General features: G+C 55.0%; 20 protein-coding genes and 1 tRNA gene. 8 read left to right on the top strand and 13 right to left on the bottom strand.

What is annotated here, in order from left to right:
* Positions 1–129 precede the first annotated feature (129 nt).
* Positions 130–1,158 carry a glycoside hydrolase family 130 protein gene (locus BLU78_RS07380; RefSeq protein ID WP_010262638.1) on the bottom strand — a complete coding sequence of 343 codons (1,029 nt, stop codon included), beginning with the start codon at positions 1,156–1,158 and terminating at the stop codon, positions 130–132.
* Position 1,159: 1 nt separating this feature from the next.
* Entirely contained in the window at positions 1,160–2,740 is a 1,581-nt protein-coding gene (locus BLU78_RS07375) for a sodium:solute symporter (protein ID WP_010262635.1), read from the bottom strand.
* Positions 2,741–2,896: 156 nt separating this feature from the next.
* Here BLU78_RS07375 and BLU78_RS07370 point away from each other — a divergent pair, with 156 nt between their 5' ends.
* The 4 genes from BLU78_RS07370 to BLU78_RS07355 all read left to right on the top strand — a co-directional run bounded on the left by BLU78_RS07370 (position 2,897) and on the right by BLU78_RS07355 (position 7,950).
* The gene (locus BLU78_RS07370; RefSeq protein WP_010262631.1) at positions 2,897–3,760 is read left to right on the top strand and encodes an AraC family transcriptional regulator; all 864 of its coding nucleotides are present in this window, start codon (positions 2,897–2,899) and stop codon (positions 3,758–3,760) included.
* A 46-nt stretch (positions 3,761–3,806) separates the two neighbouring features.
* Positions 3,807–6,344, top strand: a complete 2,538-nt coding sequence (locus tag BLU78_RS07365; protein ID WP_010262629.1) for a beta-mannosidase — start codon at positions 3,807–3,809, stop codon at positions 6,342–6,344.
* A 15-nt stretch (positions 6,345–6,359) separates the two neighbouring features.
* On the top strand, positions 6,360–7,295 hold the full coding sequence (locus BLU78_RS07360) for a DUF4886 domain-containing protein (protein WP_010262625.1): 936 nt from the start codon (positions 6,360–6,362) through the stop codon (positions 7,293–7,295).
* A 67-nt stretch (positions 7,296–7,362) separates the two neighbouring features.
* Entirely contained in the window at positions 7,363–7,950 is a 588-nt protein-coding gene (locus BLU78_RS07355) for a DNA-3-methyladenine glycosylase I (RefSeq protein WP_010262621.1), read from the top strand.
* A 9-nt stretch (positions 7,951–7,959) separates the two neighbouring features.
* On the opposite strand, the gene BLU78_RS07350 is transcribed toward BLU78_RS07355, so the two are convergent.
* Together BLU78_RS07350 and BLU78_RS07345 are read right to left on the bottom strand one after the other, a co-directional pair.
* Positions 7,960–9,585, bottom strand: a complete 1,626-nt coding sequence (locus BLU78_RS07350; RefSeq protein ID WP_010262616.1) for a SusD/RagB family nutrient-binding outer membrane lipoprotein — start codon at positions 9,583–9,585, stop codon at positions 7,960–7,962.
* A gap of 4 nt (positions 9,586–9,589) precedes the next feature.
* Positions 9,590–12,652 carry a SusC/RagA family TonB-linked outer membrane protein gene (locus BLU78_RS07345; RefSeq protein WP_010262613.1) on the bottom strand — a complete coding sequence of 1,021 codons (3,063 nt, stop codon included), beginning with the start codon at positions 12,650–12,652 and terminating at the stop codon, positions 9,590–9,592.
* Between the two features lie 331 nt (positions 12,653–12,983).
* On the opposite strand from BLU78_RS07345, the gene BLU78_RS07340 reads away from it, so the two are divergent.
* Positions 12,984–13,571: an HdeD family acid-resistance protein gene (locus tag BLU78_RS07340; RefSeq protein WP_010262610.1), complete on the top strand. Its 588-nt coding sequence runs from the start codon at positions 12,984–12,986 to the stop codon at positions 13,569–13,571.
* Positions 13,572–13,624: 53 nt separating this feature from the next.
* Here BLU78_RS07340 and BLU78_RS07335 read toward each other — a convergent pair whose 3' ends face one another.
* The 8 genes from BLU78_RS07335 to BLU78_RS07305 all read right to left on the bottom strand — a co-directional run bounded on the left by BLU78_RS07335 (position 13,625) and on the right by BLU78_RS07305 (position 21,104).
* Positions 13,625–13,996: a DUF488 domain-containing protein gene (locus BLU78_RS07335; protein WP_010262607.1), complete on the bottom strand. Its 372-nt coding sequence runs from the start codon at positions 13,994–13,996 to the stop codon at positions 13,625–13,627.
* A gap of 4 nt (positions 13,997–14,000) precedes the next feature.
* A complete protein-coding gene (locus BLU78_RS07330) occupies positions 14,001–14,393 on the bottom strand; it encodes a VOC family protein (protein ID WP_010262604.1) in 393 nt (130 codons plus the stop codon).
* A gap of 97 nt (positions 14,394–14,490) precedes the next feature.
* Complete coding sequence (locus tag BLU78_RS14110; protein ID WP_010262600.1) at positions 14,491–14,640, bottom strand: hypothetical protein; 150 nt, start codon at positions 14,638–14,640, stop codon at positions 14,491–14,493.
* A gap of 66 nt (positions 14,641–14,706) precedes the next feature.
* Positions 14,707–15,291, bottom strand: coding sequence for an RNA polymerase sigma factor (locus BLU78_RS07325; protein WP_026020731.1), 585 nt, complete (start codon positions 15,289–15,291; stop codon positions 14,707–14,709).
* 239 nt (positions 15,292–15,530) lie between these two features.
* Entirely contained in the window at positions 15,531–16,430 is a 900-nt protein-coding gene (locus tag BLU78_RS07320) for a cation diffusion facilitator family transporter (RefSeq protein WP_026020730.1), read from the bottom strand.
* 231 nt (positions 16,431–16,661) lie between these two features.
* Complete coding sequence (proS, locus tag BLU78_RS07315; RefSeq protein ID WP_010262587.1) at positions 16,662–18,146, bottom strand: proline--tRNA ligase; 1,485 nt, start codon at positions 18,144–18,146, stop codon at positions 16,662–16,664.
* A gap of 96 nt (positions 18,147–18,242) precedes the next feature.
* On the bottom strand, positions 18,243–19,934 hold the full coding sequence (locus tag BLU78_RS07310; protein ID WP_026020729.1) for an OmpP1/FadL family transporter: 1,692 nt from the start codon (positions 19,932–19,934) through the stop codon (positions 18,243–18,245).
* A 27-nt stretch (positions 19,935–19,961) separates the two neighbouring features.
* Positions 19,962–21,104 (bottom strand): hypothetical protein, encoded by a 1,143-nt coding sequence (locus BLU78_RS07305; RefSeq protein ID WP_010262582.1) that lies wholly within the window; start codon positions 21,102–21,104, stop codon positions 19,962–19,964.
* A gap of 318 nt (positions 21,105–21,422) precedes the next feature.
* Here BLU78_RS07305 and BLU78_RS07300 point away from each other — a divergent pair.
* The 3 genes from BLU78_RS07300 (at position 21,423) to BLU78_RS07290 (ending at position 24,638) form a co-directional block, all read left to right on the top strand.
* Positions 21,423–21,509, top strand: a tRNA-Ser gene (locus BLU78_RS07300).
* Between the two features lie 140 nt (positions 21,510–21,649).
* Positions 21,650–22,912 carry a DNA-methyltransferase gene (locus tag BLU78_RS07295; RefSeq protein WP_044106437.1) on the top strand — a complete coding sequence of 421 codons (1,263 nt, stop codon included), beginning with the start codon at positions 21,650–21,652 and terminating at the stop codon, positions 22,910–22,912.
* Entirely contained in the window at positions 22,893–24,638 is a 1,746-nt protein-coding gene (locus BLU78_RS07290) for a DGQHR domain-containing protein (RefSeq protein ID WP_081504094.1), read from the top strand. The genes BLU78_RS07295 and BLU78_RS07290 overlap by 20 nt, the downstream gene beginning before the upstream one ends.
* Positions 24,639–24,642: 4 nt before the next feature.
* Here the strand turns inward: BLU78_RS07290 and BLU78_RS07285 are convergent, their stop codons facing one another.
* Entirely contained in the window at positions 24,643–25,431 is a 789-nt protein-coding gene (locus tag BLU78_RS07285; protein ID WP_010262571.1) for a hypothetical protein, read from the bottom strand.
* Between the last annotated feature and the right edge of the window lie 179 nt (positions 25,432–25,610).

The following is a 25,610-nucleotide window of genomic DNA, read 5'->3' as shown; positions in this document are numbered from 1 at the left end:
TTTATCGATACGGTCCGGTGCGGTTCCGGGAACTTCACCGGACACTGCAAAGTAACATTCCGCAGCGGAGGAACTGTTTTAGAAAATCGCTGATTGATTATACTTTTATGAAAACAGATTGCAAAAGAGCTATTCGCAACGGCACTTCTCCGTCAAATAATTTAATAATTCCTCCAACCGGCAGGTCGCAACGCCTACATATTTGTCCGCCCCGCCGTAATAGACGTACAGCACGCCGTCGACGACCACATTGCCGGTCGGGAAGACGCAATGGCTGTAAAAACCTTCGGTTTCATAGAAAAACTCGGGTTCGAGGATCGGTTCCGGCGTCCGGGCCAACACCCGCAGCGGATTCTCCCGGTCGAGCAGCAGCGCCCCGACGCGGTATTCGGCCGTACCGCCGTCGGCGACCCCGTGGTAGAGCGTCAGCCATCCCGCCTCGGTCAGGATCGGCGGCGTGCTGCCGCCGATCTTCTCCTCCCAGGTCCCCTCGCGGCCGGTGATGAGCAGTTCGCTGGGCTTGTCCTCCCAGGCCAGCAGGTCGTCGGAGAACTTCAGCCAGATCGAAGGGTATTTCACGCCATAGCGCTCACCCACAAACTGTTTCGGGCGGTGCATCATAACGAACCGGCCGCCCACTTTCTCCGGGAAAAGGATCACATCCCGATCGTCGAGCACAGGCGACGTAAGCCGCCCCAGCCGGCGAAAATTCCGAAAATCGGTCGTCACGGCAAGCCCCGTATTTCCCAGATTATGCGCCATGGCGGCCGGCGCATAAGCCCCGCATTCAGGCAGACGCACCACATCGTGCGCGAAGGTCCAGTATTGCCCGGGAGCATAGGCGCGGTAGGCATAGGTAATGTAAAACTCATTGTCGAACTTCACGATGCGCGGATCTTCGACACACCCTCCGTCGGGGCCGTCCACACTGGGTCCGAACACCGGCAAATCGCCGACACGGCGGAAATCGAAGCCGTTCTCGCTGACAGCCAGCCCCAAACGGATGACATGTTCCTCATCGTCGCCGGCAGCGCGGTAGAGCATGTAAAACTTGCCGTCGTCGTAGATGACCCCCGGATTGCAGGTCACGAGATTCTCCCAGGCATTCGCGGGATTGGGAGCGACAATCGGATTCTTTTCGTATTTTTTCAGTTTCATATCAGCAGAAAATTATAAGAATGAACACACACAGGACCAACAGCACAACACCCCATACGCGGTAGTTGCGCCACCAGGAAACTTCCGCGAGCGAGCGGGTTTCAGCCCGGAAATCCGCCGCCGAGAAGGTCGTATCGGTCAGTTTATCGGGGGGGGGCAGCGGGGCCGTGAGGCTTACGGCCCAAATCACCAACAGACTGAACGCCAGCAGGAACGGCACGATCAGCAGGAAGTGCATCCCGCCGAAGATCTCCGTGCGCCAGAGAAGCATCGCCGCCGCGACGACCAACCCGGCGATCAGCCCGGCAAAGGCTCCCCGTCCGTTGGCGCGGCGCGAGAAAACGCCCATCAGGAAGGCCGCCACGACAGGAGGCGCAATGTAGGAGAGCATCTCCTGGTAATATTTGAGCAGCGAACCGAAACGGCCGATCTGCGGAGCCCAGAGGGCGGCGATCACGATGATAACCAGCGAAGCCAGCTTGCCGACGCGCACCAGTTTACGCTCGTCGGCCCGCTTGTCGATCTTGGCGTAAAAGTCCATCGTGAAGAGCGTCGACGTGGAGTTCAGAATGGCGCTCAGCGTCGATGTCAGCGCCGCGAGCAACGCCGAAAGCATGATGCCCAGCAACCCCGTGGGCAACAGACGAAGCACCATCGTCGGATAGATCATATCGGGCTTCTCGATACCCGGAAAGAGGTGCCGGGCTATGACACCCGGAAAAACGATGATGAAGAAGGTGGCCAGCGTCAGCGCTCCGGCGAACATCACCCCTTTGCGGCCCTCGTCGACGCTCCGCGCGCTCAGCACGCGCTGCACGAGCGTCTGGTTGTTGGCCCAGAAATAGATGCCCAGCACCGGCATGCCGACGATCAGCCCCAGCCAGGGCGTGGCCGTATCGGTCAGCGGACGAATCAGTTTGACGCTCATGTCGCCGCTTTCGAACAGCGACGCGAGGTAGTCGAAACCGCCGTTGGCGAAGCAGGCTCCCGTCAGGATCACCGACCCGACAATCAGGATCACCGCCTGAATCAGCTCGGCGTTGATCGCTGACGAAAGACCGCCCGGAATGGTGTACGAAGCCGCCAGCACGGCGAAGACGATGATGATGAGCTGCAAGTCCGCATCCGGAAACAACAGTTTGATAATCAGCGCGGCGGCATACAGCGCCCCGGCCGCATCGAGAAAGATGTTGCCCACGATGCAGATCCCGGAAAAGTAGTAACGCGACCGCTTGTCGAAGCGTCGTTCGAGAAACTCGGGAATGGTGAATATCCCCGAACGGATATAGAGCGGGAGCAGGAACGTGGCGAAAAACACCATCACCACGACCCCCGTGAGGTTGTAATTGAACACGGCCACACCGGTATGGTAGGCGTCGCCCGACTGGCCGATAAGCGTCGTACTGGAAATACTCGCGGCGAAAAGCGACAGCCCCACGATCCACCACGGCATCGTACGGCCGGCCAGAAAATAAGACCCGGCGTCGGAACTCTTGCCGTGGCGCAGCCCCCACCAGATTATTAATATAAGGTAAAGGACGATAATCGCACAGTCGACAAAATTAATCGCAATCGAATTCATGTAAGTCGTTTTAGGATTTTTTTACTAATGCAAAGATATGTACCCTAAAATTTACCGGATTGTATAAGTCGGCTAAACAAGTATACTTTTTTGAATTATTCATGGAGCTTTCTGAATTATTCCTATTTTTGTACCGGACCCGAAACCCTACCGGACATGAAAGAGATACAGCAGGAGATCACCCCGATCACGAACGAGGACCTTTTCATCATCCTCAACCACCCCAACGCGCATTTCGACTATCCGATCCACTGCCATCCGGAATACGAGATCAACCTGGTGATGAACACCCGGGGATCGCGCATCGTAGGCGATTCCACCGAGGATTTCGGCCCCCTGGACCTGGTGATGACCGGCCCCTATGTGCCCCACGTATGGAAATCGCCGTTGAAGACCAACCATGTCATCACCATCCAGTTCTCGGGGGACCTGATCGACTTCCCGATCGTCAATAAACGCCTGTTTCTCCCCATCCGGCAACTGCTGCTCGATTCCCGGCAGGGACTCTCGTTCACGGGTCCCGAACAGTTGAGCGTCCGCGACCGGATTCTTGAACTGACCCGCATGCAGGGATTTCAGTCGGCGACCGCTTTTCTGGACATTCTCAATGCCCTGGCCACGGCCAACCGCAAGGTGCTCATGAGCAATCTCTGCGACTCGAAGAACATCGTCCATACCTCCAAATCGCGCCGCATCGCCAAAGTCTGCGACTACATCGAAAAAAACCTCTGCCAGAACATCCGGCTCGCCGACGTAGCCGAATTGGTCAACATGTCGGAATCGGCCTTTTCGCACTTCTTCAAAAAACGCACGAATATCTCCTACATCACTTTCGTCAACAACATGCGTATTTCCAAGGCCTGCCAGCTGCTTGCCAACACGACGCTCAGCGCTTCGGAGATCTGCTACGCCTGCGGCTTCAACAATAAATCGAATTTCATCCGTATCTTCACCAAAAAGAAAAACATGACCCCGATCGAATACCGCGAATACATCTCCCAGATGCTTATCAAATACTGACCTGTTTCCGCAAATCATGAAAAACCTCAAACAAATTCTTACCGCTATGTACCTCTGCATGGCCCTCGCCGCTGCCGCAAGCCCCGTCCGTCAACGGCTGCACGACGACTGGCAGTTCCGCCAGGCACGGCTCAACAACTGGTATCCGGCCACGGTCCCCGGCACGGTGCACACCGACCTGATGGCCAACCGAATCATCGAAGACCCCTATTTCCGCCTCAACGAACGCGGCGTACAGTGGGTCGACAAGGAAGACTGGATCTACGAAACGCATTTCGAAGCCGGCGCCGACCTGCTCGCCCGGGAACGGATCGAACTGGTCTTCGAAGGACTCGACACCTATGCCGACGTCTACCTCAACGACGAAAAGATACTCACGACCGACAACATGTTCCGCCGCTGGCGCACGGAGGTCAAACGGCTGCTCCGTCCCGGCGAAAACGCGCTGAAAGTCTATTTCCATTCGCCGATCAAGGTCGACCTGCCCAAATACGACTCGCTGCCCTACCGTTACGAGGCCATCAACGATCAGTCGGCCAACGGCGGACTCTTCGACAAACGCGTCAGCGTCTTCGCCCGCAAGGCGGGTTACCACTACGGCTGGGACTGGGGGCCGCGCTTGGTGACCTCGGGCATCTGGCGTCCGGTCTATCTGGAAGGCTGGAACGGCATCCGCATCAGCGACGTTTTCTACCGTCAGGAGGAGGTCACGGCCGAACGGGCCCGGGTGCAGGTCGAGGTGGAGATCGACGCCGTCCGGGAACAGCCCCGGGCCGTCGTGACGGTCACGGCTCCCGGCGAAGGGATCGAAGCCTCGGTCACGACCCCGCTCCGGCCCGGCGTCAACCGCGTAACCGTTCCGCTCGACATCGCCTCTCCGAAACGCTGGTGGACCCGCGAACTGGGCGAGCCCCATCTCTACGAATTCCGGACTTCGGTCGCGGCGGGCGACGTCTCCGACAGCCGCACGACCCGCATCGGCCTGCGCTCGCTGCGTCTCGTGCGCGAGAAGGTCTCGGACGGCACGACCTTCCGCTTCGAACTCAACGGAGAGCCGCTCTTCGCCAAAGGCGCCAACTACATCCCCTGCGACGTTTTCCTGCCCCGCGTCACGCGCGCCGTCTACGAAAAGACGATCGACGACGCCGCAGCCGTGAATATGAACATGCTGCGCGTCTGGGGCGGAGGCGTCTATGAAGACGATGTTTTCTACGAACTGTGCGATGAACGGGGCATCCTCGTATGGCAGGATTTCATGTTCGCATGCAGCATCTATCCCGCCGAAGGAGCATGGCTCGAAAACGTCCGGCTCGAAGCCGAAGACAACATCCGCCGTCTGCGCAACCACCCCTCGATCGCCGTATGGTGCGGCAACAACGAGTGCAACGACGCCTGGTTCGGCTGGGGATGGAACGCCCGGTACACCAAACAGGGGCATCCGGAATACGATAAGATCATCGATACGCAGTTCAAACGCCAATACTACGAAGTGCTGCCCGAAGCCGTCGCCGCGTTCTCGCCCGGAACGCCCTATCATCCTTCGTCACCGTGGTCCTGCTACGAAGGCACGAGCGAAAACAGCGAAGGCGATACGCATTTCTGGAAAGTATGGCACAGCCGCGCACCGATTGCCGACTACAACACCACGCGCAGCCGCTTCTTCAGCGAATACGGCTTTCAGTCATTCCCCGAATATGCTTCCGTCCTGTGTTTCGCTCCCGAGGAGCGCGACTGGGACATCGAATCGGAGGTGATGATGGCCCACCAGCGCGGAGGCAGTTTCGCCAACATGCGCATCCGCCAGTATCTCGAAGACGAATACTGGCCCGCACGCGATTTCCGCACGTTCCTCTACATGAGCCATGTCCTGCAGGGCGACGCCATCAAAACCGCCATCGAAGCGCACCGGCGCGACAAACCCTACTGCTGGGGGTCGCTCTTCTGGCAGCACAACGATTGCTGGCCCGTAGCTTCGTGGGCCAGCCGCGACTGGTACGGCCGCTGGAAAGCGCAGCATTACTTCGCCCGGCCGGCCTTCGACGACCTGCTCGTATCGCCCTGCACCGCAAACGGACGGTTGGAGGTCTTCCTCGTTTCAGACCGCCGCGAAACCGTCCGGGGAAAACTCGAAACGACGGTCCTGAAGATGGACGGCACCGTCCTCTCGAAAAACTCCCGCCGGGTTACCCTCGGCCCCAATGCCGTCCGAAAGGTCCATTCGGCCGACATTTCCGGGCTGCTGCACGGCTGCTCCCCCGGCGAAGCCATCGTCGTGACACAATTCACGACCGGCGGACGACGCTACTCCAACATCGGTTATTTCGCACCCCAAAAGGAGCTTGCGCTGCCCGAAGCCGACATCCGGTGGAGCGCCGAACCGACGGCGGAAGGTTATGCGGTCACGCTCACGAGCGACCGGTTCGTTCGCGCCGCATGGCTGTCGCTCGACGGCAACGAACACTTCGAAGACAACTATTTCGACCTCTTGCCGGGCGTCGGCCGCACGGTCGGGGTTTCGACGAAACTCTCCCGGGACAAATTCGACCGGCTGCTGCGAATCACCCATCTGCAACAAACCCGATAAACCAACCATACGATTATGAAACACACACTGCGCCTTTTGCTGACCGTAGGACTGTCTCTGGTCTGCGTCAGCCTGTACGCCCAAAAACTCCCCAACTACCCGATCCCGCAGCAGCCCGACACGCTGCGCATCCTCGGCATCGGCAACAGCTTCACCGACGACGGCATGATGTACCTGCCCGAACTGCTGGAAGCCGCCGGCATCAGGAACGTCGTGCTGGGACGCCTCTATATCGGAGGCTGTTCGCTCGAACGCCATTGCAGGGAGTATGCCGGCAACAAACCTTCGTACACCTATTCCAAATCGACGGACAACCGCTGGGAAACCGTCTCGAAGAAAGCCACCCTGCTGGACGGGCTCACCGACGAGCGGTGGGATGTCGTGGTGCTTCAACAGTCATCGGGCAAATCGGGCATGTACCAGACCTACCGCCCCTGGTTCGACCGGCTGGCAGAAATCGTGCGGTGGCACTGCCCCAACGCCGGAGCCTGCATCGCCTGGCAGCAGACTTGGGCCTACGCCCGCACTTCGGAACACAAGGATTTCGGCCGCTACGAGAAAAAACAGCAGTTGATGTACGATGCGATCGTGGCCTCGGTCGAGCAGCTCCTCGACGACACCTCCGTCGAGGTGGTCATTCCCTCGGGAACAGCGATCCAGGACCTACGAGCCACCGAGCTGTGCGACTCACTGGACCTGACGCGCGACGGCTATCACCTGAGCCTGAAAGCGGGACGCTACACGGCGGCCTGCACCTGGTTCCAGTCGCTCGTGGCCCCGGCTTTCGGGACGAGCGTCGCGGACAACGGGTGCCGCCTGGAGGACACGCCCCACGCCCTGACGGAACGCGAAGCCGAACTCTGCCGGCAGGCCGCGCGGAGGGCCTGCATCCGGAGGTTCTGCGTGTGGAACAGCACTCCGGCCGACGAAATCCGCACTGCCGCACAATAAGGCCGCCGAAATTTGGCCCGACGCAGCGAATCCGTTATCTTTACTCCATACTAAACTTGTTCCTATTATGCAGGATATGATAAACGGACGCTGCGGCTGGTGCGGAACCGACGCGCTGTATGTGAAATACCACGACGAAGAGTGGGGAAAACCCGTGACCGACGACAGGACGCTGTTCGAGTTCCTCGTGCTGGAGAGCGCCCAGGCCGGACTGAGCTGGATAACGATCCTCCGCAAGCGCGAAGGATACCGCAAAGCCTTTTGCGATTTCGATGCCGAACGGGTGGCCCGGATGACCGACGAAGATGTCGAACGGCTGATGCACACGGACGGCATCGTGAAAAACCGGCTGAAAATCAAAGCCACAATCACGAATGCCCGGCTGTTCCTCGACCTGCAGAAAGAGTTCGGCAGTTTCTACGACTACACCCTGACGTTCTTTCCCGACCGGAAACCGATCGTCAACACCTTCCGGTCGCTGAGCGAGATCCCGGTATCGTCGCCCGAATCCGATGCCATGAGCAAAGACATGAAAAAAAGGGGATTCAAATTCTTCGGGTCCACGATCTGTTACGCCCACCTGCAGGCCGCGGGGTTTATCAACGATCACCTGACCGGCTGCATCTGCCGGAACGACGGCGCAGAGCAACGGTAATCGGACCGTCTACCGGAAATTCGTTCCGGTGTCCCACCACAGACGGGTGCCGCCGTGGTCCGCACCTCCCAGCACGCCGGTCAGCGCATTGTACTGCTCGGGATCAGAGGTAGCCATGGTCGCAGGGAAAGGCAGCCGCCGGATCATCGTCTCGGTGTCGATGCTCTGTCCCTTGCTGTGGTTGAAGCGCACCGGGAACAGCCGCGGATAACCCGTGCGCCGCTGTTCGGCCCATGCCTCGCACCCCTCGGGATACATGGCGATCCATTTCTGGGTGATGATCCGCTCGAGTTTCAGCTCGTCGTCCGCAGACTCGTCCCACCGGGGCGTCACCCGGCACCGGGCTGCAATGTCGTTCTGCGGATCGACGGGGTCGTGGTAGTCCGCCGCCGTCGCACCGCTCTCCAGATAGCGTTCGAGACCCGCCGCCTGCCATTGGGTGAACGAAAGGCTCACACCCCGCCGATAACAGTTCTCCGGGCTCTCGCCGGTCCACCCCCGCAGGGCCGCTTCGGCGCGCAGGAACCAGACCTCGGCGGCCGTCATCAGGACGGCATCGGTCGTCTGTTCGACCGTCAGACGCGAAAACGCCGCGTAATAGTTGTGCGAAAACGCGGTTCCCTGCCGGATTCCATGAAACTCTCCGGCAATTTCGATCGTTTTTCCGCCCTCCTCCGTGACGACCAGGTCGGCGCGGCAGGGTTCGAAGAATTTTTCCATGCGCGGGTCCTCAAATCCGCCCAGAATCGACTCCATCGCGGCGTTCATCACCGCCTCGTTCCAACTGCGGTTGATTGCTCCCAGCGGATTCAGGAAGACGCCCGAGGCATCTACGGCGACATTTCCCGGATTCGACTCGATCACGCCATAAGCGTCTTCCAGCCCTGTCCGAAACTCCTCGGCGGCCCGCTCCGGAGCCACGGAGGCGATCCGCACAGCCAGCCGCATGCGCAGCGAGTTGGCGAACCGCAGCCACGAGACATAACTGCCGTCGAGCAACAGGTCGAACCGTGCAAACTCATTGGCCGCAGGATGCTGTGCGACATACTCCGAGAGTATCCGCACGGCCTCGTCCAGATCGGCGAAGAAATGTCCGTAGACCTCCTCCTGGCTGTCGGGCACATATTCGGCGCCGCTGCTGCCGAAACGGGAGTAGATCACCGGTCCGTAAAAATCGGTCACGCGGTGCATGACCAGCACTTTCAGGATTTTCGTAATGGCGTAAAACGGCGGCATCAGCTCTTCGGCCGTCTGTTCCAGCCGGTAGATCTCGGGCATGATGTAGGAGTAGGTGAACTGCCACATGGAGCTGTTCCAGCCGTCCTGAAGGTTGTAATCCGAATTATGGCTTCCGCCCTGCAGCGGCTTGGGATCGTGCATATACCCCGAGAACATGTCCGCACTGAGGTTCTGCGTCATCTGAAAGGGCCAGTTCTTGCCCTTGCCGTAGTCATAGTTGAAATAGACTCCCTGCTGGACGATCTTCAGCCGGTAGCCCAGGCCGTTGTTGTCGGCCTCCAACTCCTTGTCCGTAGTACCCGACTGATCGTCGTTGATGTCCCGGAAATTACCCGTGCATGCCCCGAGGCAAAGCGCACAGCATCCGGCGAAAAGATATGTATGCCAGCGTTTCATATCCTCAGAATTCCAGTTTGATGTTAAATCCGACACTCCGCACGGTCGGCATGCCGTAGACGTCGATGCCCTGATTGTCGTTGCCCGTCGAGAGCACGAGGTCGGGATCGAACGGCGACGCGTTGTAGATAAAGAAGAGATTGCGGGCCACCAGCGACACGCTCACCGCACTGAACACCCGGGTGCGGCGCACCAGTTGCTTGGGCAGCGCATAGGAGAGCGACAGCTCCCGCAGGCGGATGTTCGTCGCATCGTACATGTAATATTCCGTCACGCCGGCGCGTCCTCCGACCAGCTTGTAGAATCCCCTCACATCCTCGATCCGCCGCCCTTCGAGCGTCACGTAACCGCGGTCGCGGGCATCGGCAGTCGCCTTCGTGACGCCGTAGGAATCCATATCGGCCATCGTCTGCGACAGCAGCCGTCCCCCGTAGCGGCAGTCCACCAGCAGCGCCAGCGACACCCCTTTATAGGAGACCGTGTTGTTCCACGACAGCGAGAAGCGGGGATTGGCGTTGCCGACCTTCACGGTGTTTCCGTCGCCGACCGTGCGGGGAAGCCCCGCATAGTCGCCCTCGGTCTCGTAAACGATCCGCCCCTGTTCGTCGCGCTCGAAAGCCCGGCCGTAGATATCGCCGATCGAACCGCCCTCGACGAGCTTCATGGCGTAGGACGACGAGAAGCTCGAAGGTCCGTAAACATATTCGCGCAGCTCGTCGTGGAGCCTGACCACCCGATTCCTGTTGTGCGAGAAATTCACCGCCGAATACCACGTAACCTGCTTTCCGTAAACCGGATAGGCGCTCAGCGCGATCTCCACGCCCTCGTTCTCGATGTTTCCGGCATTCTCGTAACGGAAGGCATACGCCTCGCCCGAGAGGGCCGGCAGTTTGAAAAACTGGTTGTGGGTGTTGGTCTTGTAATACGTGGCGTTGACGTTCAGCCGGTCGCCGAAGAAACGCCACTCGACGCCTGCTTCGAAAGCGTTGGTCATCTCGGGCTTGAGGTTCGTTCCGGGAGCCGCATCGGCGGCATTGACGCCTCCGCCCGCCGAGATGTGCGCTTCCGGGTTTGTAATGAACATCGGAATATCGTTGCCCACACGGCTCCAGGTCAGGCGGACCTTGCCCATCGAGACCCACTCGGGCAGTTTGAACAACTTGCCGATCACCCACGACGCCCCGACCGAATAATAGAAAAAACCGCTGTTCTCATGGTCGGTGTAGGCCAGCGTCGAGGCCCAGTCGTTACGCCCCGTGACCTCGAGATTGAGGCTTTCGGCATATTTGAACGAAGCCGTTGCGAACAACGACTGAGTCTGGCGCCGGGCGTCGATCTGCTCATCGACGTACGCCGAGCTGTTCATGACGATATTGGCGACGTTGAAGATGTTGGGATAGTAGAGCGACGCGGTTTTCGAATCGATCCGCAGCGAATTGACCGTGCGGTCGTTGAGCCCCGTGCCGAGCGTCGCGCTGAATTTCCAGTCGTCGGAGAGGCGCTTGTCGAACAGCGCCAGCACCTCGCCGTTGAAAAGCGTCTCCGCGAAACTGCTCTCCACATAGCGTCCGTTGGCGCCGGCCAGCGCGGGCGCCGTCGAAGCCCAGAATTTCTGGCGCACCTTGTCGCTGAAATGATCCACATTGGCGCGGGCCTTGATGTGCAGCCACCCGGTCACCCGCCAGTCCGCCGACAGCGAGGCCATGATGCGGTTGCGCAGGCTCTTGCTGCGGATGCGGTTGACGACCCAATAGGGATTTTGCTCGAAATCGTCGCTCGGAGCGATCCAGTCCTGCACATAGAGTTTGCGGTCGGCGTCGTAGACCTCGAAATTCTCCCGGTAGGGAGTGATGTCCACGCCGCGCGGAAAACGGTACAGACCTACCAGCGGGTTCATGTAGAAACCGCCCGGCACGGGTTTGTCGTTCACCGTCTGACGCATGAAACTGACGGTTCCGTCGAGTTTCACCCGTTTGCGGAGAATATCCGACGTGGTGCGCAGGTTGAAATTGTGACGCATCAGCCGGTTTGTCCCGACGATGCCCCGCTCGGCGGTATTGGCATAGGAGAAGTAACTCTGAATCAGCTCCGAGCCCGTGGAGACCGACACGCTGTTCACCGACGTTACGCCCGTCCGGAAAAACTCCCCGGCGTTGTCGTATGCCGTCACGCCGCCCCGGGCTCCCCAACTCTCGACCCCGCCGCTCACGCCGTAGCGATTCTGGAACTCGGGCAGGCAGAAAGGCCGCTGAAAGGTCAGATTCGACGTAAACGTCACCTGCTGTTTCTCCGAACTGCCGCGCTTGGTCGTGATCAGGATGACGCCGTTGGCGGCCTGGCTGCCGTACAGCGCCGCCGCAGGGGCCCCTTTGAGGATCGACACGCTCTCGATGTCCTCGGCATTGAGATTCGAAATGCCGTCGCCGCCGTCGCGGTTGCCGGCATCGGCGATGCCGCCGATGGCCGAATAGGACTGCTCGGGCGAGGAGTTCAGCATCGGCATCCCGTCGACCACATACAGCGGTTGATTGTCGCTGGCCACCGAACGTATTCCGCGCATGCTCACCTTGGCCGAAGCGCCGGCTCCCGAGGAACTCGCGTTGACCTGCACGCCGGCAGACTTCCCGGCCAGCGCCAGAATCATGTTCGGGGATTTGACGGCCGACAGCTCCGTACCTTTGATCTTGTCGGCGGCATAGGTCAGGTCGGCATAGTTGCGCTCGAGGCCGAGGGCCGTCACGATCACTTCCGCAATGGCCTTCACATCCTCCTTCAACACCACCTCCAATTCGGTACGGGTGCCCGGCTCAACGCTGCGCGCGGCATAGCCGAGATAGGAGAAATCGAGGATTCCTCCGGTTGTGACCCGGATCGAAAAGCGTCCGTCGGAGTGTGTCGCCGTACCGTTCGGAGTGCCCCGTTCCACAATGGTGACCCCGACCAGCGGAATCCCCGCCTCATCGGTAACACGCCCCCTGATCTCCGTCTTGCCGACGTCGTTCCGGGCGTAAATTTCAGTTTGGGGAGCCAGGCATAACCACGCGGTAAAGAGTGCGACAAACACCAATCCCACAGTTGGTCCCGGCCGCAAATTAAATAAATAATGCATAAGGGGCGTCACTTATTACAATAATCAACCGCAAATGTATAAAACTTTGTCGGATACAATACAAAAATAACATATTTAAACTACTAAAACGGCCAAAACAGCCGATTTCAGGCAAAAATCCACCCCCGCCGCCGGCAAAAGCCGTCCGAACGGTCCCGAAAACCCGCCGGCACACATTCCCGGCCCCGGTATTCCACAGCCGCGAACCGCTGAGAATCCGCTGATTCGAGCAGTCGCAACACGCCGTTCTGGTACGCAAATTGCTCGGGAAACGGTAAATCCGTATACCATGAAGAATTTTACCACACTGATCGAAAATTCGAAGCAAGCCGTCCGTTACTGGTGGCTGCTGCTGATCGTCGGCATCGCGCTGTTCGCAGTCGGCGTGCTGACCTTCGTCTACCCGGCCCAGAGCTATCTGGGCATGTCGCTCGTCTTCGGCTGGCTGATGCTGATCTCGGGCATCCTCGAAGTGGTGCTCTCGTCGGCCAACCGCCACTTCATCACCGGCCGCGGCTGGATGATGGCCGGAGGCATCATCGAGATCATCCTCGGCATCATCCTGATCTTCAACGTCGCGCTGTCGGCGGCCACGCTGCCTATCTTCCTGGGTTTCTGGCTGATGATGCGCGGATTCAGCTCCATCGGACTGGGCGGCGACATGAGCGCCATGGAGATTCCCGGCGCGGGCTGGACCGTCTTCACGGGCGTCCTGCTCCTGCTGTGCTCGCTGTGGATACTGTTCCAACCGCTGGTGTTCGGCACCACGGCCGTCGTCGTCTGGGTCGGCATCACGCTGCTCTTCGCAGGCGTCGCGGCCTTCTCGCTGGCCCTCCAGCTCCGCAATGCCCACCGCTGCCTCGGCAGCGGCCGTTAAGATCCGCACTTTTTGAAAAACGGGGCGTTACCGAAGTAACGTCCCGTTTTTCATTAACCGGCCGCTTCTTCCGCGGCATGCTGCAAGTACTCCTGCAGGATGAGCGCATGGTTCTCGGCGGCGTTCTTCGAAGCGTAGAGCAGCGTCACGGTCCCTGCATCCGCAATCTCGCAGACAAAATCCCGCACGGCCTGCGAACCGCGCAGCTCCTCCGTATAACGGCGGCGGAACTCCTGCCACCGCGCCGCAGGATCGGCGTGATACCACGTGCGCAGGGCGGCCGAGGGCGCAATGTCCCTGGCCCAGATATCGTACGGCAGGGCCTCCTTGCGGACGCCGCGCGGCCAGAGTTTATCGACCAGCACCCGGCAGCCGTCGTCCGGCGCCGGCGCTTCGTAAACCCGTTTGATACGTATGCGTGTCATGGAGTCACTTCAAAGGGGTGAAAAGCTCGATCAGATTCTCTTCCGGATCTCTCAGATGGACGACCCGCATTCCCCAAGCGGGCATGTCGGACGGCCGATTGACGAACTCAACGCCCTTTGCGGCAAGAGTCTCAAAGGCTTCATCGACATCGTCGACCTCGAACGACACCATCATCTTTTCCCGGCAGCCGTCCGGCTGGCCTTTGTCCGCATTGCCCACAACCGGAGCCATCAGGTCGGAGGTGAATATCGCCAGCCCTTCGATGCCTTCGGCGACTTTGAAGCTGCCGTAACAGCCTTCGATATCGAAGGCAGGTTCCAGACCGAGTTTCTCGGTATAGAACCGGAAACACTTGTCGTAGTCTTTGACCAATAGCCGTACATTGCTGAATTTCATAATTAGCTGATTTTAGAGTGTGAAGTGCAAAAAACAGACCGCCCGGAGGGTAAATGAAGGGCGCCTCCCGGCGCCCTTCCCCATCAAAAATTAACCCTTAAAAATTATCCCCGTTTCGGAAAACTTCCGAGAGGTAATGATGCAAATAACACAAATCCGCATCACCTTGTACCACCTCCCGCATCATTAAGTCCTCGTCCTCAGAGATGCCGTTGTCTGAAACCTCGTTTTTGTCAATGTCCTCCATAGGCTTTGCGTGTTTTAGCTTGCTTTATTCATATAACGCAACCCCTCCGGGGATTATTGTGCGGCATCAGCTCAGAATCAGATTTTTTTCCTTGATCATCCTCCGCAGGTTGATGAGCGCATAGCGCATGCGTCCCAGCGCGGTGTTGATGCTCACGTTGGTCTGCTCGGCGATGTCCTTGAAGCTCAGCCCCGAGAAATAACGCATAATCACCACCTCGCGCTGCTCGGCGGGCAGCAGTTCGACCAGCGCGCGCACGTCGCGCTCGATCTGGTCGCAGACCATCGCATCCTCGACGGTGCGTTCGGCCAGCTTGAGCGTGCCCAGCACGTCGTAGCCCGCCTCGGACTCACTGACCGACTTGTTCTGCCGCTGTGCGCGGAAGTGGTCGATCACCTGGTTGTGGGCGATGCGCAGTATCCACGACAGGAACTTGCCGTTATCGGTATAACGGCCTTCGTCGATCACACGGACGGCTTTGATGAATGTCTCCTGGAAAATATCGTCGGCCACGTCGCGGTCCTTCACCATCATGCTGATGTAGTCCCGCACGCGTCTGCTATGGCGTTCGATGAGTTTGGATATGGCACTCCGGTCACCTGAAAGGTAGTGATTAAGCAATACCTGGTCACTTAATACTTGCACGTTCATACTCTTGTCTCAATTAGTTACTAAGAGTAGATTTCTTTCCCGATAGGCAATCCTTTTAGAGTTACTGATGGCGTTAATAATCATTGTTCGGGCCTGGTAAACGTCGGCGTTTCCGGAGGCTTCACGCTGGCAAGGTAAGCACATTTTCCGAAAAAACCAAATTTTTTCTACTCTGCCGGAAATTTGCCGGCACAATTTTTCATGCCGAACAATACAAATTCCGTGCCGTAAACAAACCCTTATTTCAACGGTTCAACATGAACGGCAATCATCGTCTCCTCGCCGAAACGCTCCCGCAGGCGGCGCTCGATACCGACCGTCAGGGCGTGGGAACAGGCGACGGACATCGCCCCGTCGACGCGGACATGCACCTCGATGGCGATGGCGGCTCCGATGCGCCGTGTACGAAGGTTGTGCGGCTCCCGAACGGCGGGATCGAGCGTCACGATGCGCAGGATCTCCCGCTCCGTCTCCTCGGGGAGCGACTTTTCGAGCAGTTCGCCCAATCCCGTGCGGATCAGGTCGAAGGCGACCTTGAAGATGAACACCGCCACGATCAGCGCAGCGATCGGGTCCGCGATGCGCCACCGGTCGCCCAGGAAATAGGCGCATCCGATGCCGACGAGCGTTCCGAGCGACGAAAGGGCATCGCTGCGGTGATGCCAGGCGTTGGCTATGACGCTGGGACTGTCGATCGCACGCCCCTCGCGCACGGTATAACGGTAGAGAATCTCCTTGGCCGCGATCGAAAGGACCGCCGCCACGAGGGCGACCAGTCCGGGCCGGGGCAGCAGCCCGCCGTCGAGCACCACCCGGACGGCCCCGATGCTGTTGACGAGGATTCCGGCGCCCACAATGCCCAGCGCAATGCTGATGAGGATTGTGGCAAGGGTTTCATACTTGCCGTGGCCGTAATCATGCCCGTCGTCCCGGGGCTTGGCCGAAATCCGGGCAAAGACGATCACGACGACATCGGTGGCCAGATCGGAGAACGAATGCACGGCATCGGCGATCATCGCACCGCTTCGCCCGAGGATGCCCGCGGCGAGCTTCAGGAGCGACAATACGAGATTGACCACGAAACCGATGAAGGTCACGCGATAGATGCGGCGTTTCCGTATTTCTGCGGTGTCTGACATAGATAAAAGTTAGCGGTTAAAAATACGAAAAAAATTCATAGCATCACTCCCTCAAAATGCGTTGTTTTTGCTCTCGGAGGAGTATATTTATGAAATGCAGCCCGGCGTGTTTTTGATTTCAGGTGAGATAGTTTCGGGCATCGTGAAGAACGGGACGGATGGATAGTACTCAGGTACATTCCATTCGTCCCGCTCGAGGGATGTGCGGAAATATCCGCCTGAAATCGGAAACTAATAGCTGCGGGCGAACAATACGCGGCGGTGCGACGGTTTTCCCGAGAAGACGCAGACGCCCTCCTCGTCCGGAGCATCCACCGGAATACAGCGGATCGTGGCCTTCGTGGCATCTTTGATCGCCACCTCGGTCTCCACCGTGCCGTCCCAATGGGCGAGGATAAAGCCGCCCTTCTCGTCGAGCACCCGTTTGAACTCCTCCCACGTATCGACCTTCGTAATCATCGACTCGCGGAAAGCCAAGGCTTTCTTGAAGATGTTTTCCTGAATCTCGGTCATCAGCCCTTCGATACGCTCCACGAGCCCCTCCTGCGAAACGGTCTCTTTTTCGAGCGTGTCGCGGCGCGCCAGTTCGATCGTGCCGTTCTCCATATCGCGGGGTCCCATCGCCAGACGCACGGGCACGCCCTTCAATTCGTATTCGGCGAACTTGAATCCCGAACGCACGTTGTCGCGGTCGTCGATCTTCACCGAAATACCCTTCTCCCGGAGCTGCGCGGCGATAGCCTCGAAACGGGCGCGAATCTCCGTCAGCTGGTCCTCGCCCTTGTAGATCGGGACCATCACCACCTGAATCGGCGCGAGTTTCGGGGGCAGCACCAGACCGTTGTTGTCCGAGTGGGCCATGATGAGCGCGCCCATCAGACGGGTCGAAACGCCCCACGAAGTCGCCCACACGTACTCGAGCTTGCCCTCCTTGTTGACGTACTGCACGTCGAACGCCTTGGCGAAATTCTGTCCCAGGAAGTGCGACGTACCGCTCTGCAGCGCCTTGCCGTCCTGCATCAGCGCCTCGATCGTGAGCGTGTCCTCGGCACCCGCGAAACGCTCGTTGGGCGACTTGTGACCCACGACCACCGGCAGCGACATCCACTCCTCGGCGAATTTCTGGTAAACATGAATCATCTTTTCAGCCTCCTCGATGGCCTCCTCGCGCGTGGCGTGCGCCGTATGGCCCTCCTGCCAGAGGAACTCGGCCGTGCGCAGGAACAGGCGCGTACGCATCTCCCAGCGCACGACGTTGGCCCACTGGTTGCAGAGGATCGGCAGGTCGCGGTAGGACTGAATCCAGTTCTTATAGGTGTTCCAGATAATCGTCTCCGATGTCGGACGCACGATCAGCTCCTCTTCGAGCTTGGCATCGGGATCGACCACGACACCCTTGCCGTGGGGATCGTTTTTCAGGCGGTAGTGCGTCACCACGGCACACTCCTTGGCAAAACCCTCGACATGATGGGCCTCCTTCGAGAAGAACGACTTGGGGATGAAGAGCGGGAAATAGGCGTTCTGATGCCCCGTATCTTTGAACATCCGGTCCAGCGCGGCCTGCATCTTCTCCCAGATGGCATAGCCGTAGGGTTTGATGACCATACACCCGCGGACGGCCGAATTCTCAGCCAGTCCGGCCTTCACGACCAACTCGTTGTACCACTGCGAGTAGTTTTCGTCGGACTTCGTGAGGTCTTTAAGTTCCTTTGCCATATTATTTCGGTTTTTACTTTTATTTCGGACGACAAATATACAAAAAAATAAAGGTCCGTCACAAAGACGCACCTTTATATTATCCGAAAAGCCTTTTCAGAAGCGGAATCCCAGCGTCAGCGCCACATTGTGACGCTTCACCTCGGTCGAATAGACCGCGCTGTCGGCCGCGCCGTCCTCGTCCCACACGTAGAACAGGTAATAATCGGGCGTTTTGGACGATACATACTGGTAAGCGATGTCGAGCAACACTCCGCGGCCCAGCACGAATCCCACGCCGGCTCCGTAATAAGTGGTCTTCGCAAACATCGGCGAAGAGGGCGACACGTCGTCCTTGAACATCGAACCGCTGTACCCGAAGCCCGCCCGCAGCGCCAGCACCGGCAGGGGTTTGAACTCAGCGCCCACACGCACGATGTTGGCCCCCTTGTAATTGTCGCGGAACGAATCGTTGTACCACGACTGCGAGTCGAGTCCCGACGGATTGTCCTTGATGCGAATGCCGTTGTACCAGTCGCGCTCGTAATCCACCGAGATCACGCCCCGCTGCCCGAAGGTGTACGAAGCGCCGAACATCAGCCGCGTCGGAGAGACGAACGACCAACTGTTGGGACCGTCGTCGAGCAGCACCGGCGAGGTCATGTTGGGATCGTTCGCCGTGGAAATGTATCCATCGTCGTCGGGCGTGACATTCGGATCGACATGGTTGTTGGCGTAAGCCAGTCCGGCCGCGGCGCTCTGGAATTTCCGGTCGAGCGAATAATAGGTCGGGGTGTGGATCGCCGCACCCAGACGCAGATTGGTCGTCGGACGGTAGACGATACCCGCCTTGAAATTGACGCCCGTACCCTCCACGATCACGCTCTGGTTGAGCTTCCACCAGAGGAGCTGATAATCCAGTCCGGAATTGCCGTATCCGTCGGGCCCCGTGCCGGGATAGTAGTACTCTTCGCCGTAATCGATGTATTTGCGCTGGTAGACGCTCTGAATGCCGAGCGACGCGCCGATATAGATCTTGTTGTTGATGTTGGCGCCGACCGACAGCGTGTACTCCCCGACCGAACCGCGGCTCTGCAACTCCGTGAAATGCCCCATCTCGGCGTTGTTCCCGATCCAGGTCGGCTTCCAGCTTTTGGGATTCTTCGGGTCCTCCTGATCGATCAGAAATCCGCGGTAAGCCAGCGCGGCATTCCATAACTCGGGGGCGATATTGTCCCAGTTCCAGTTGCCCGAACCGCCTGCGTTGTAAAAATCGTTCTTCGAAACACCGCCCCAATAGAGCTGGCGCGAATAGACATCGCCGACGGTCGCCCGCTGTCCGCCCCTCTGGAACGAATAGTCGTAATTGAAATCGGCGAGACGGTTATACCCGAAACCGATATTGAGGCTTACCAGCGAACCGGAGCCCTCATAGGCATTGATCGCCACACCGATATTGGCCATCGAAAAACGATCCCGCGAATTGCGTCCGTACTCCGGGGCGTTGGTCTTGCTCCGGGCGAAGGACATCATCGGCGTGATCGAAATGTCGCTATGGCGGTACATACCCAGCCCCGCCGGATTGATCGACATCGACGAAAGGTCGGCCCCCAGCGACGTGAACGCCCCGGCCATGGCCATGGCCCGCGCGGTCCCGAAATTGAACTGGGTCTGCGACAATTCGGCCATATCCCCGGGCATCATCACATCCTTATCCATAAGCAGGCCGCCCCATCCCCTGTCGGGGTTCTGAGCCGAAGCCGCGGCCGTCGCTGCGACGGCCGCAAGCAATAAAATCACTCTCTTCATCGTATTTTCACATTTATCAGAGAACCGTTACCGTCCGCCCGAATTCCGGTAGCTTCCGCCCGAAGAGGTCGTACCCGAACCGCCGCGCGAGCCGCCTCCGGAACTTCCCGACGACGAACTGCCGCGGTTGTAGGACGACGAACTGCCGCTGTTATAGCTGCCACCGCGGTTGTAGGAGTTCCCGCCGGAATTACGGTAGGTATCGTCGTAACGGTTTCCGCGCGACGAACTGCCCGAATCGTAACGGTTCCTCGACGAACCGCCGCTGTTGTTGGAGCGCACGCCGAAATTGTTCCGTCGGTTGCTTCCGCTGCCCCGCAGCGATCCCGACGACGGGCTTCCGAAGCGCGATCCCACCCCGTAGCGGGTCCCCGAAGGCGAGGTGTAGGGATTGGGGCGCCGTACGATGTTCGAATGATAGGGCCGTCCGTGTCCGCCGCCCCATCCCGGACCGGGATAATGGTGGTGTCCGCCGTGCCATCCGGGCCCCCAGCCCCATCCGGGCCGGTACCAGGGATCGTACCACGAGCTGTACCAGGGTCCCCACGGACCGTACCAGGGATTGTACCACGAATTCCATCCGAAACTCCATCCCCAGCTTCCGATCGAGAAGCTGGGTCCCCACGGACGGTTCCAGCCCCAGTACCACGGATCGCCGTAGACCACCGTTCCCCACGAGCCGAACATCGACGTAATGTACTTGGGCTCAACCCATACCTGGTCGCCCGAGATCACGATGTTGTAGAACGCCGGATCGTAAGCCGAAGCGTAGTTGAACGCGCTGCTGTAACGTGCGTCGAGATAGCTCGACGGCATTTTGTAGCTCGGCGACTCGAAGCCGCGCAGACGGCGCGCATAGGCGCTTTCGTAGTCGTCGGCCAACACGCTCTGGTACGGATTCGCATCCGCAGCCTGGTATTCGTAATAGTTATTCTCGGCAGCCGCGGCCTCCGCCTCGGCGATCTTCGCCTCCCATTCGGCCCTGCGGGCTTCGGCGGCAGCACGCTGCGCCTCGGCCTCGGCCTGCTTCCTGCGGGCGATCTGCGTCTTGTCATGCACGGCGTAAAGGTCGTCGGAGGCGTACCCCGTCGAGGCGTAATATGCCGACGAGCAGCCGGCCAGACCGGCGGACAGCAAGACGGTTCCGATTAAAATCTTCAACTTTTTCATAGCGCACAAGATATTGTTTGCGTTAGTCTTTGATCTAAAAACGAAAACCATACCGTTTTTAGTATCATTTCATTCTTATAAACGGTTCCGCGCCGGAAATACTGCACGCGCGCGGCGGAACTCCTGCCTTCAAAGATAGAAATTATATCCGGAAAAATGCGAACCGGAGGAGTCTCCGAGGCTTTTTTTCAACAGATTTCAATTTTTTCCGCATGAAAATGTGCGGAAATAAAAAATATGTCTATATTTGCAGTCCCAAAACAACGGTTTTGGAGCCGGGAGTCCGGGACTGCGAGTCCTTCTCCCGCGACCGAAAAAGGAGAGATGCCGGAGTGGTCGATCGGGCCGCACTCGAAATGCGGTGTACGGGCAACTGTACCGGGGGTTCGAATCCCTCTCTCTCCGCAGTAAGTATTGATTATCAATCAATTGCAGAAAAAGCGCACAGTTTTACGCACACAAACGTAGAAACTGTGTGCTTTTGTTTTCTTTGTATATCTAAAATAATATTGTAAATTTGTTTATCATTTTGAATTCCTAACTTGATGAATACCATATACAACATCGATGCAAGACAGATTTCGACAATATTAAATGACGAAATTGTTGACGTCACCATTTCTTCACCACCTTATTTTGATCTAAAAGATTATGGTTACGAAGGACAAATTGGATATGGACAACAATATGATCAATATCTAAATGACTTAAAAATAGTATTCGAAAACGTCTACCATTGCACAAAAAACAATGGCACTCTATGGATAATTATTGACGCATTTAGAAGAAATGATGAAGTAATCCCATTGCCATTTGATTTCTCAAAGAAGATGGCTGAAATAGGCTGGAAATTACAAGAAATAATAATATGGGAGAAAGATAAAACTGTCCCTTGGGCACATCAAGGACAGATGCGAAATATATTTGAATACATTTTATTCTTTTCCAAGTCAAAAGAATACACTTTCCATATAGACCGGGTTCGAGATTATGAGAACTTAAAAAAGTGGTGGGTAAAATACCCTGAGCGATACAACCCTAAAGGTAAAACACCTACGGGTATTTGGAAATTTGAAATCCCAACTCAAGGCTCGTGGGGCAATAGCTATAGGAGCCATTTCTGTCCTCTGCCAGAAAGAATGATAGAACAGATTATCAAAATTACAACGGATGAGAATTCTGTGGTATTGGATCCTTTTGCTGGCTCTGGTACTGTTCCGGCAGTTGCCCATTTTATGAAAAGACGGTATCTTGGATTTGAACTAAATCCGGAATATATTAAAATGTTTGAGAAATATATCACGGATCTATCTGCTGAACGAATAAGCGCATATGAAAAAGAATCTGCAACGTGCTTAAAGCAAACCAAATTCCAAGAGCTAATCTTGGATTTGAGAATACTAAAGTATGCAAAAATCATTCTTCTTGGATTACAAAAGAAAAATAACAATGACATTAGATGTGTGTTTGTTCAAAAGGCAGAGAAAACTTCTCAAAAACACACCATTCTAGTAAATGCTACATATCGATTCCTAGTAACGGCGGATGCAAATACAGATAAGTTGCAAGCAGAAATAAATACTTTGATTACCAAAGCACCCTTATCAAAGTTCGGGATAGCTCCAGAATTCCAAATTACCAATGATGAAATCGCATTTACAGAAATAATAGCCGATAAAAAGTTGTATGCCTATTCATTAAAATCTACACATTGTTTTACTAATGTGATATTAGACAATACAACGGCATTATTACATCCGATCGTCAGTGAAATAATGGTCGCTCTTAATGAAAAAGATTATGAATAATAAGGTGCGAGGTATGGCAACAATAAAGAAACGGAAGAAAGTCAAGCTAACTACTCATCAAATTGAGAAGAAAAAACACACGCAAGAGATTCAAAGTATTTTCACTAAAGCCGGATTCTCTAGGGTACCTAACATTGCTGACAAAGAAATAGAATTCAAAGGCAGAAAAGGCGATTTTGATGATGTTTTTGTTTATCAGAATATCATAGTACTCGTTGAATATACTGTGAAATCTAAAGAATTGGGTGAGCACCTGCTCCCTAAAAAAGTTTTATATGACTTAATCCAAGGAGACAAACAGGGATTTATTGAATACCTGAAAGAGCATTTCAGCTCATTCAAAGAAGCATTGGGCAATTATTATGGAATTGATCATTATAGGGTTATACAGATTTATTGTTCAAAGTATCATCTTAACAAAGAATATAAACAGCACTTACCATATCTGATCTACTTGGACTATCCCATTGTAAAATACTTTCAAGAAGTTGTTAATCGCATTAAACTGTCAGCTAAATATGAGTTATTTAACTTTATGAGATTAAAAACAGAAGATATTGGTCAGAATGTTTTTTCGAATTTATCCGAATATTGCAAAGTAGCAGGCACAGTTCTTCCTGAATCGGCGAGTAACTTTAAAAGAGGATATAAAGTTGTTTCTTTTTATATAGCACCTAAAGAACTACTCGAAAAGTCGTATGTATTGAGACAAGATGGATGGAATGATTCATTGGGTGTTTATCAAAGGATGCTGGTTGCCAAAAAAATGACTTCGATCCGTGAGTATCTGGTTCATGAACGTAGAGTGTTTATAAATAATTTACTAGTCACACTTCCGTCGGATACAAAATTGATAGATAAAAGCACAGGCCAAATTGTAGATCCATCCAAATTAAATAAAACTCAACCTGTAGAAATACAAATACCCAACAGATACAACACTATTGGATTAATTGATGGTCAACATAGAGTATATGCCTACCACGAAGATAATCCAAATTCGTCCAGTGAGAAAATAATAAGTCTCTTACGAGACCAGCAGAATATGCTGGTTAGTGGCATTATCTACCCAGACAGTATATCGACGCAAGAGAAAACAGAATTTGAAGCAAAATTATTTTTAGAGATTAATTCCAATCAAGCGAATGCGAAGACTGAATTAAAACAGAAGATAGGACTATTATTACGCCCATTCTCGTCCGAATCAATAGCTAGGTCTGTCATAATGAAATTGAATGAAGAGGGACCATTGCTAGATGTCTTTGAAACTAGTTTCTTTGACAAGGATAAAGTCAAAACAACCTCTATTGTAAGTTTTGGTGTAAAATCGCTAGTAAAATTAAGTGGAAATGATAGTTTATATTGCTTATGGGCGAATCCGCATAAATCTGGGTTATTAAAAGGGGAAGAGATAAGATTATTAGATGAATATAAGAGTTTTTGTGTAAAAGAGATTAACGAATTCTTTTTACCTATAAAAATAATCACAAGTAATGCAGGTAATTGGACCTCAGACAGAAACAATCCAAACAGAGTCCTTTCAACAACAGTAATAAATGGATTTATAATTTGCTTAAGAAAATTGATTGCAAATAATAAAACTGGCAATTCGGAATTTTACTTAAAGAAACTAGCTCCCATCGCAACTATTAATTTCGAAGAGTTTAAATCAAGTCAATATAATAAATTAGCAGAAAAAATCTATAAAGAATGCTTTGATGAATAGATTCTCACAAAACTAATAATTGTTTGATCTTATTTTTGTCCACATTCCATCCCCGTTTTGATATGTCTGAAATCTCATTTGCCGATTTAATGAAATGGTAATCGATTAGGGCTTCTGAGATTAATGGCAGGAATCGTTTCTTCACTCTTGCGTACCGGAAGAATGCCTTAATAGAGTCTGATTTTTTATTACTGACTGCCTTTAATTTCTGTTCAAAATAGAATGGGAAGGTATTTTTTACGAGTTTACGATACTGACTTGCACTAATACTGCGATAATTAATAATCGTATCCTCTGTGTTGAGGGCAAAAGGCGAAATATCAATGATAAGCAACCCTATTTCATTGCAATAGTTTATAAAATCCTGCTTGTCGGCGATTTGAATATTCAGTACATATTCCAAGTCGCTCTTGTAGAAAAACGACGTATTTTTCGTTTCGGGATTGTAGATATAGCTTTTGTCTTTACCCCATAAAGGGGCTTCGGCTATCATTAGGTATTTGACCTCTTTTATACACTCCAGATTTCGAAACCACATTTCGTTAATCTCGTGAAAAGCTTTTTCCAAATAGAGGTTGTTCCTTTCGAAACGGTCGATTATTCCATTCTCGGAATAGAAGTCGTGTAGTATCTGCTTGCAGCGGCTGTAATCCATATTGGCTTGGTCTGTCCTTGTAATTAGAGTTGAACCGCACCAATAAAAAAGGCGCAGGTCTAATCCTATCTGCAGAAGGTACGACCAAGCACCCTGAATAGAATAAGAAAAGCCCGCGCCAAGCGAAGGCGTTTCCATCTATTATCGTCTATTCAGTTGCCTAAAAAATTGGTCGTTTTTCTGCGAGCAACAATAGCGTAACGCTATGTAACTGCAAAGATAGTGAAAATTCCGACAGATAAAAGCCCAGTACTTCAACTGTATTTGTCGTATTCGCAGGACATCGCGCGGGCGTCAGCACTGCGCGCGACAATTCC

This window comes from Alistipes timonensis JC136, from assembly GCF_900107675.1.
GTDB lineage: Bacteria > Bacteroidota > Bacteroidia > Bacteroidales > Rikenellaceae > Alistipes > Alistipes timonensis.
This window is presented reverse-complemented; position numbering and strand designations above follow the sequence as displayed.

Coding starts and splice junctions, on each gene's coding strand:
- BLU78_RS07380 (WP_010262638.1), bottom strand. CDS start 1,158: ATGAAACTGAAAAAATACGAAAAGAATCCGATTGTCGCTCCCAATCCC.
- BLU78_RS07375 (WP_010262635.1), bottom strand. CDS start 2,740: ATGAATTCGATTGCGATTAATTTTGTCGACTGTGCGATTATCGTCCTT.
- BLU78_RS07370 (WP_010262631.1), top strand. CDS start 2,897: ATGAAAGAGATACAGCAGGAGATCACCCCGATCACGAACGAGGACCTT.
- BLU78_RS07365 (WP_010262629.1), top strand. CDS start 3,807: ATGTACCTCTGCATGGCCCTCGCCGCTGCCGCAAGCCCCGTCCGTCAA.
- BLU78_RS07360 (WP_010262625.1), top strand. CDS start 6,360: ATGAAACACACACTGCGCCTTTTGCTGACCGTAGGACTGTCTCTGGTC.
- BLU78_RS07355 (WP_010262621.1), top strand. CDS start 7,363: ATGCAGGATATGATAAACGGACGCTGCGGCTGGTGCGGAACCGACGCG.
- BLU78_RS07350 (WP_010262616.1), bottom strand. CDS start 9,585: ATGAAACGCTGGCATACATATCTTTTCGCCGGATGCTGTGCGCTTTGC.
- BLU78_RS07340 (WP_010262610.1), top strand. CDS start 12,984: ATGAAGAATTTTACCACACTGATCGAAAATTCGAAGCAAGCCGTCCGT.
- BLU78_RS07335 (WP_010262607.1), bottom strand. CDS start 13,996: ATGACACGCATACGTATCAAACGGGTTTACGAAGCGCCGGCGCCGGAC.
- BLU78_RS07330 (WP_010262604.1), bottom strand. CDS start 14,393: ATGAAATTCAGCAATGTACGGCTATTGGTCAAAGACTACGACAAGTGT.
- BLU78_RS14110 (WP_010262600.1), bottom strand. CDS start 14,640: ATGGAGGACATTGACAAAAACGAGGTTTCAGACAACGGCATCTCTGAG.
- BLU78_RS07325 (WP_026020731.1), bottom strand. CDS start 15,291: ATGAACGTGCAAGTATTAAGTGACCAGGTATTGCTTAATCACTACCTT.
- BLU78_RS07320 (WP_026020730.1), bottom strand. CDS start 16,430: ATGTCAGACACCGCAGAAATACGGAAACGCCGCATCTATCGCGTGACC.
- proS (WP_010262587.1), bottom strand. CDS start 18,146: ATGGCAAAGGAACTTAAAGACCTCACGAAGTCCGACGAAAACTACTCG.
- BLU78_RS07310 (WP_026020729.1), bottom strand. CDS start 19,934: ATGAAGAGAGTGATTTTATTGCTTGCGGCCGTCGCAGCGACGGCCGCG.
- BLU78_RS07305 (WP_010262582.1), bottom strand. CDS start 21,104: ATGAAAAAGTTGAAGATTTTAATCGGAACCGTCTTGCTGTCCGCCGGT.
- BLU78_RS07295 (WP_044106437.1), top strand. CDS start 21,650: ATGAATACCATATACAACATCGATGCAAGACAGATTTCGACAATATTA.
- BLU78_RS07290 (WP_081504094.1), top strand. CDS start 22,893: ATGAAAAAGATTATGAATAATAAGGTGCGAGGTATGGCAACAATAAAG.
- BLU78_RS07285 (WP_010262571.1), bottom strand. CDS start 25,431: ATGGAAACGCCTTCGCTTGGCGCGGGCTTTTCTTATTCTATTCAGGGT.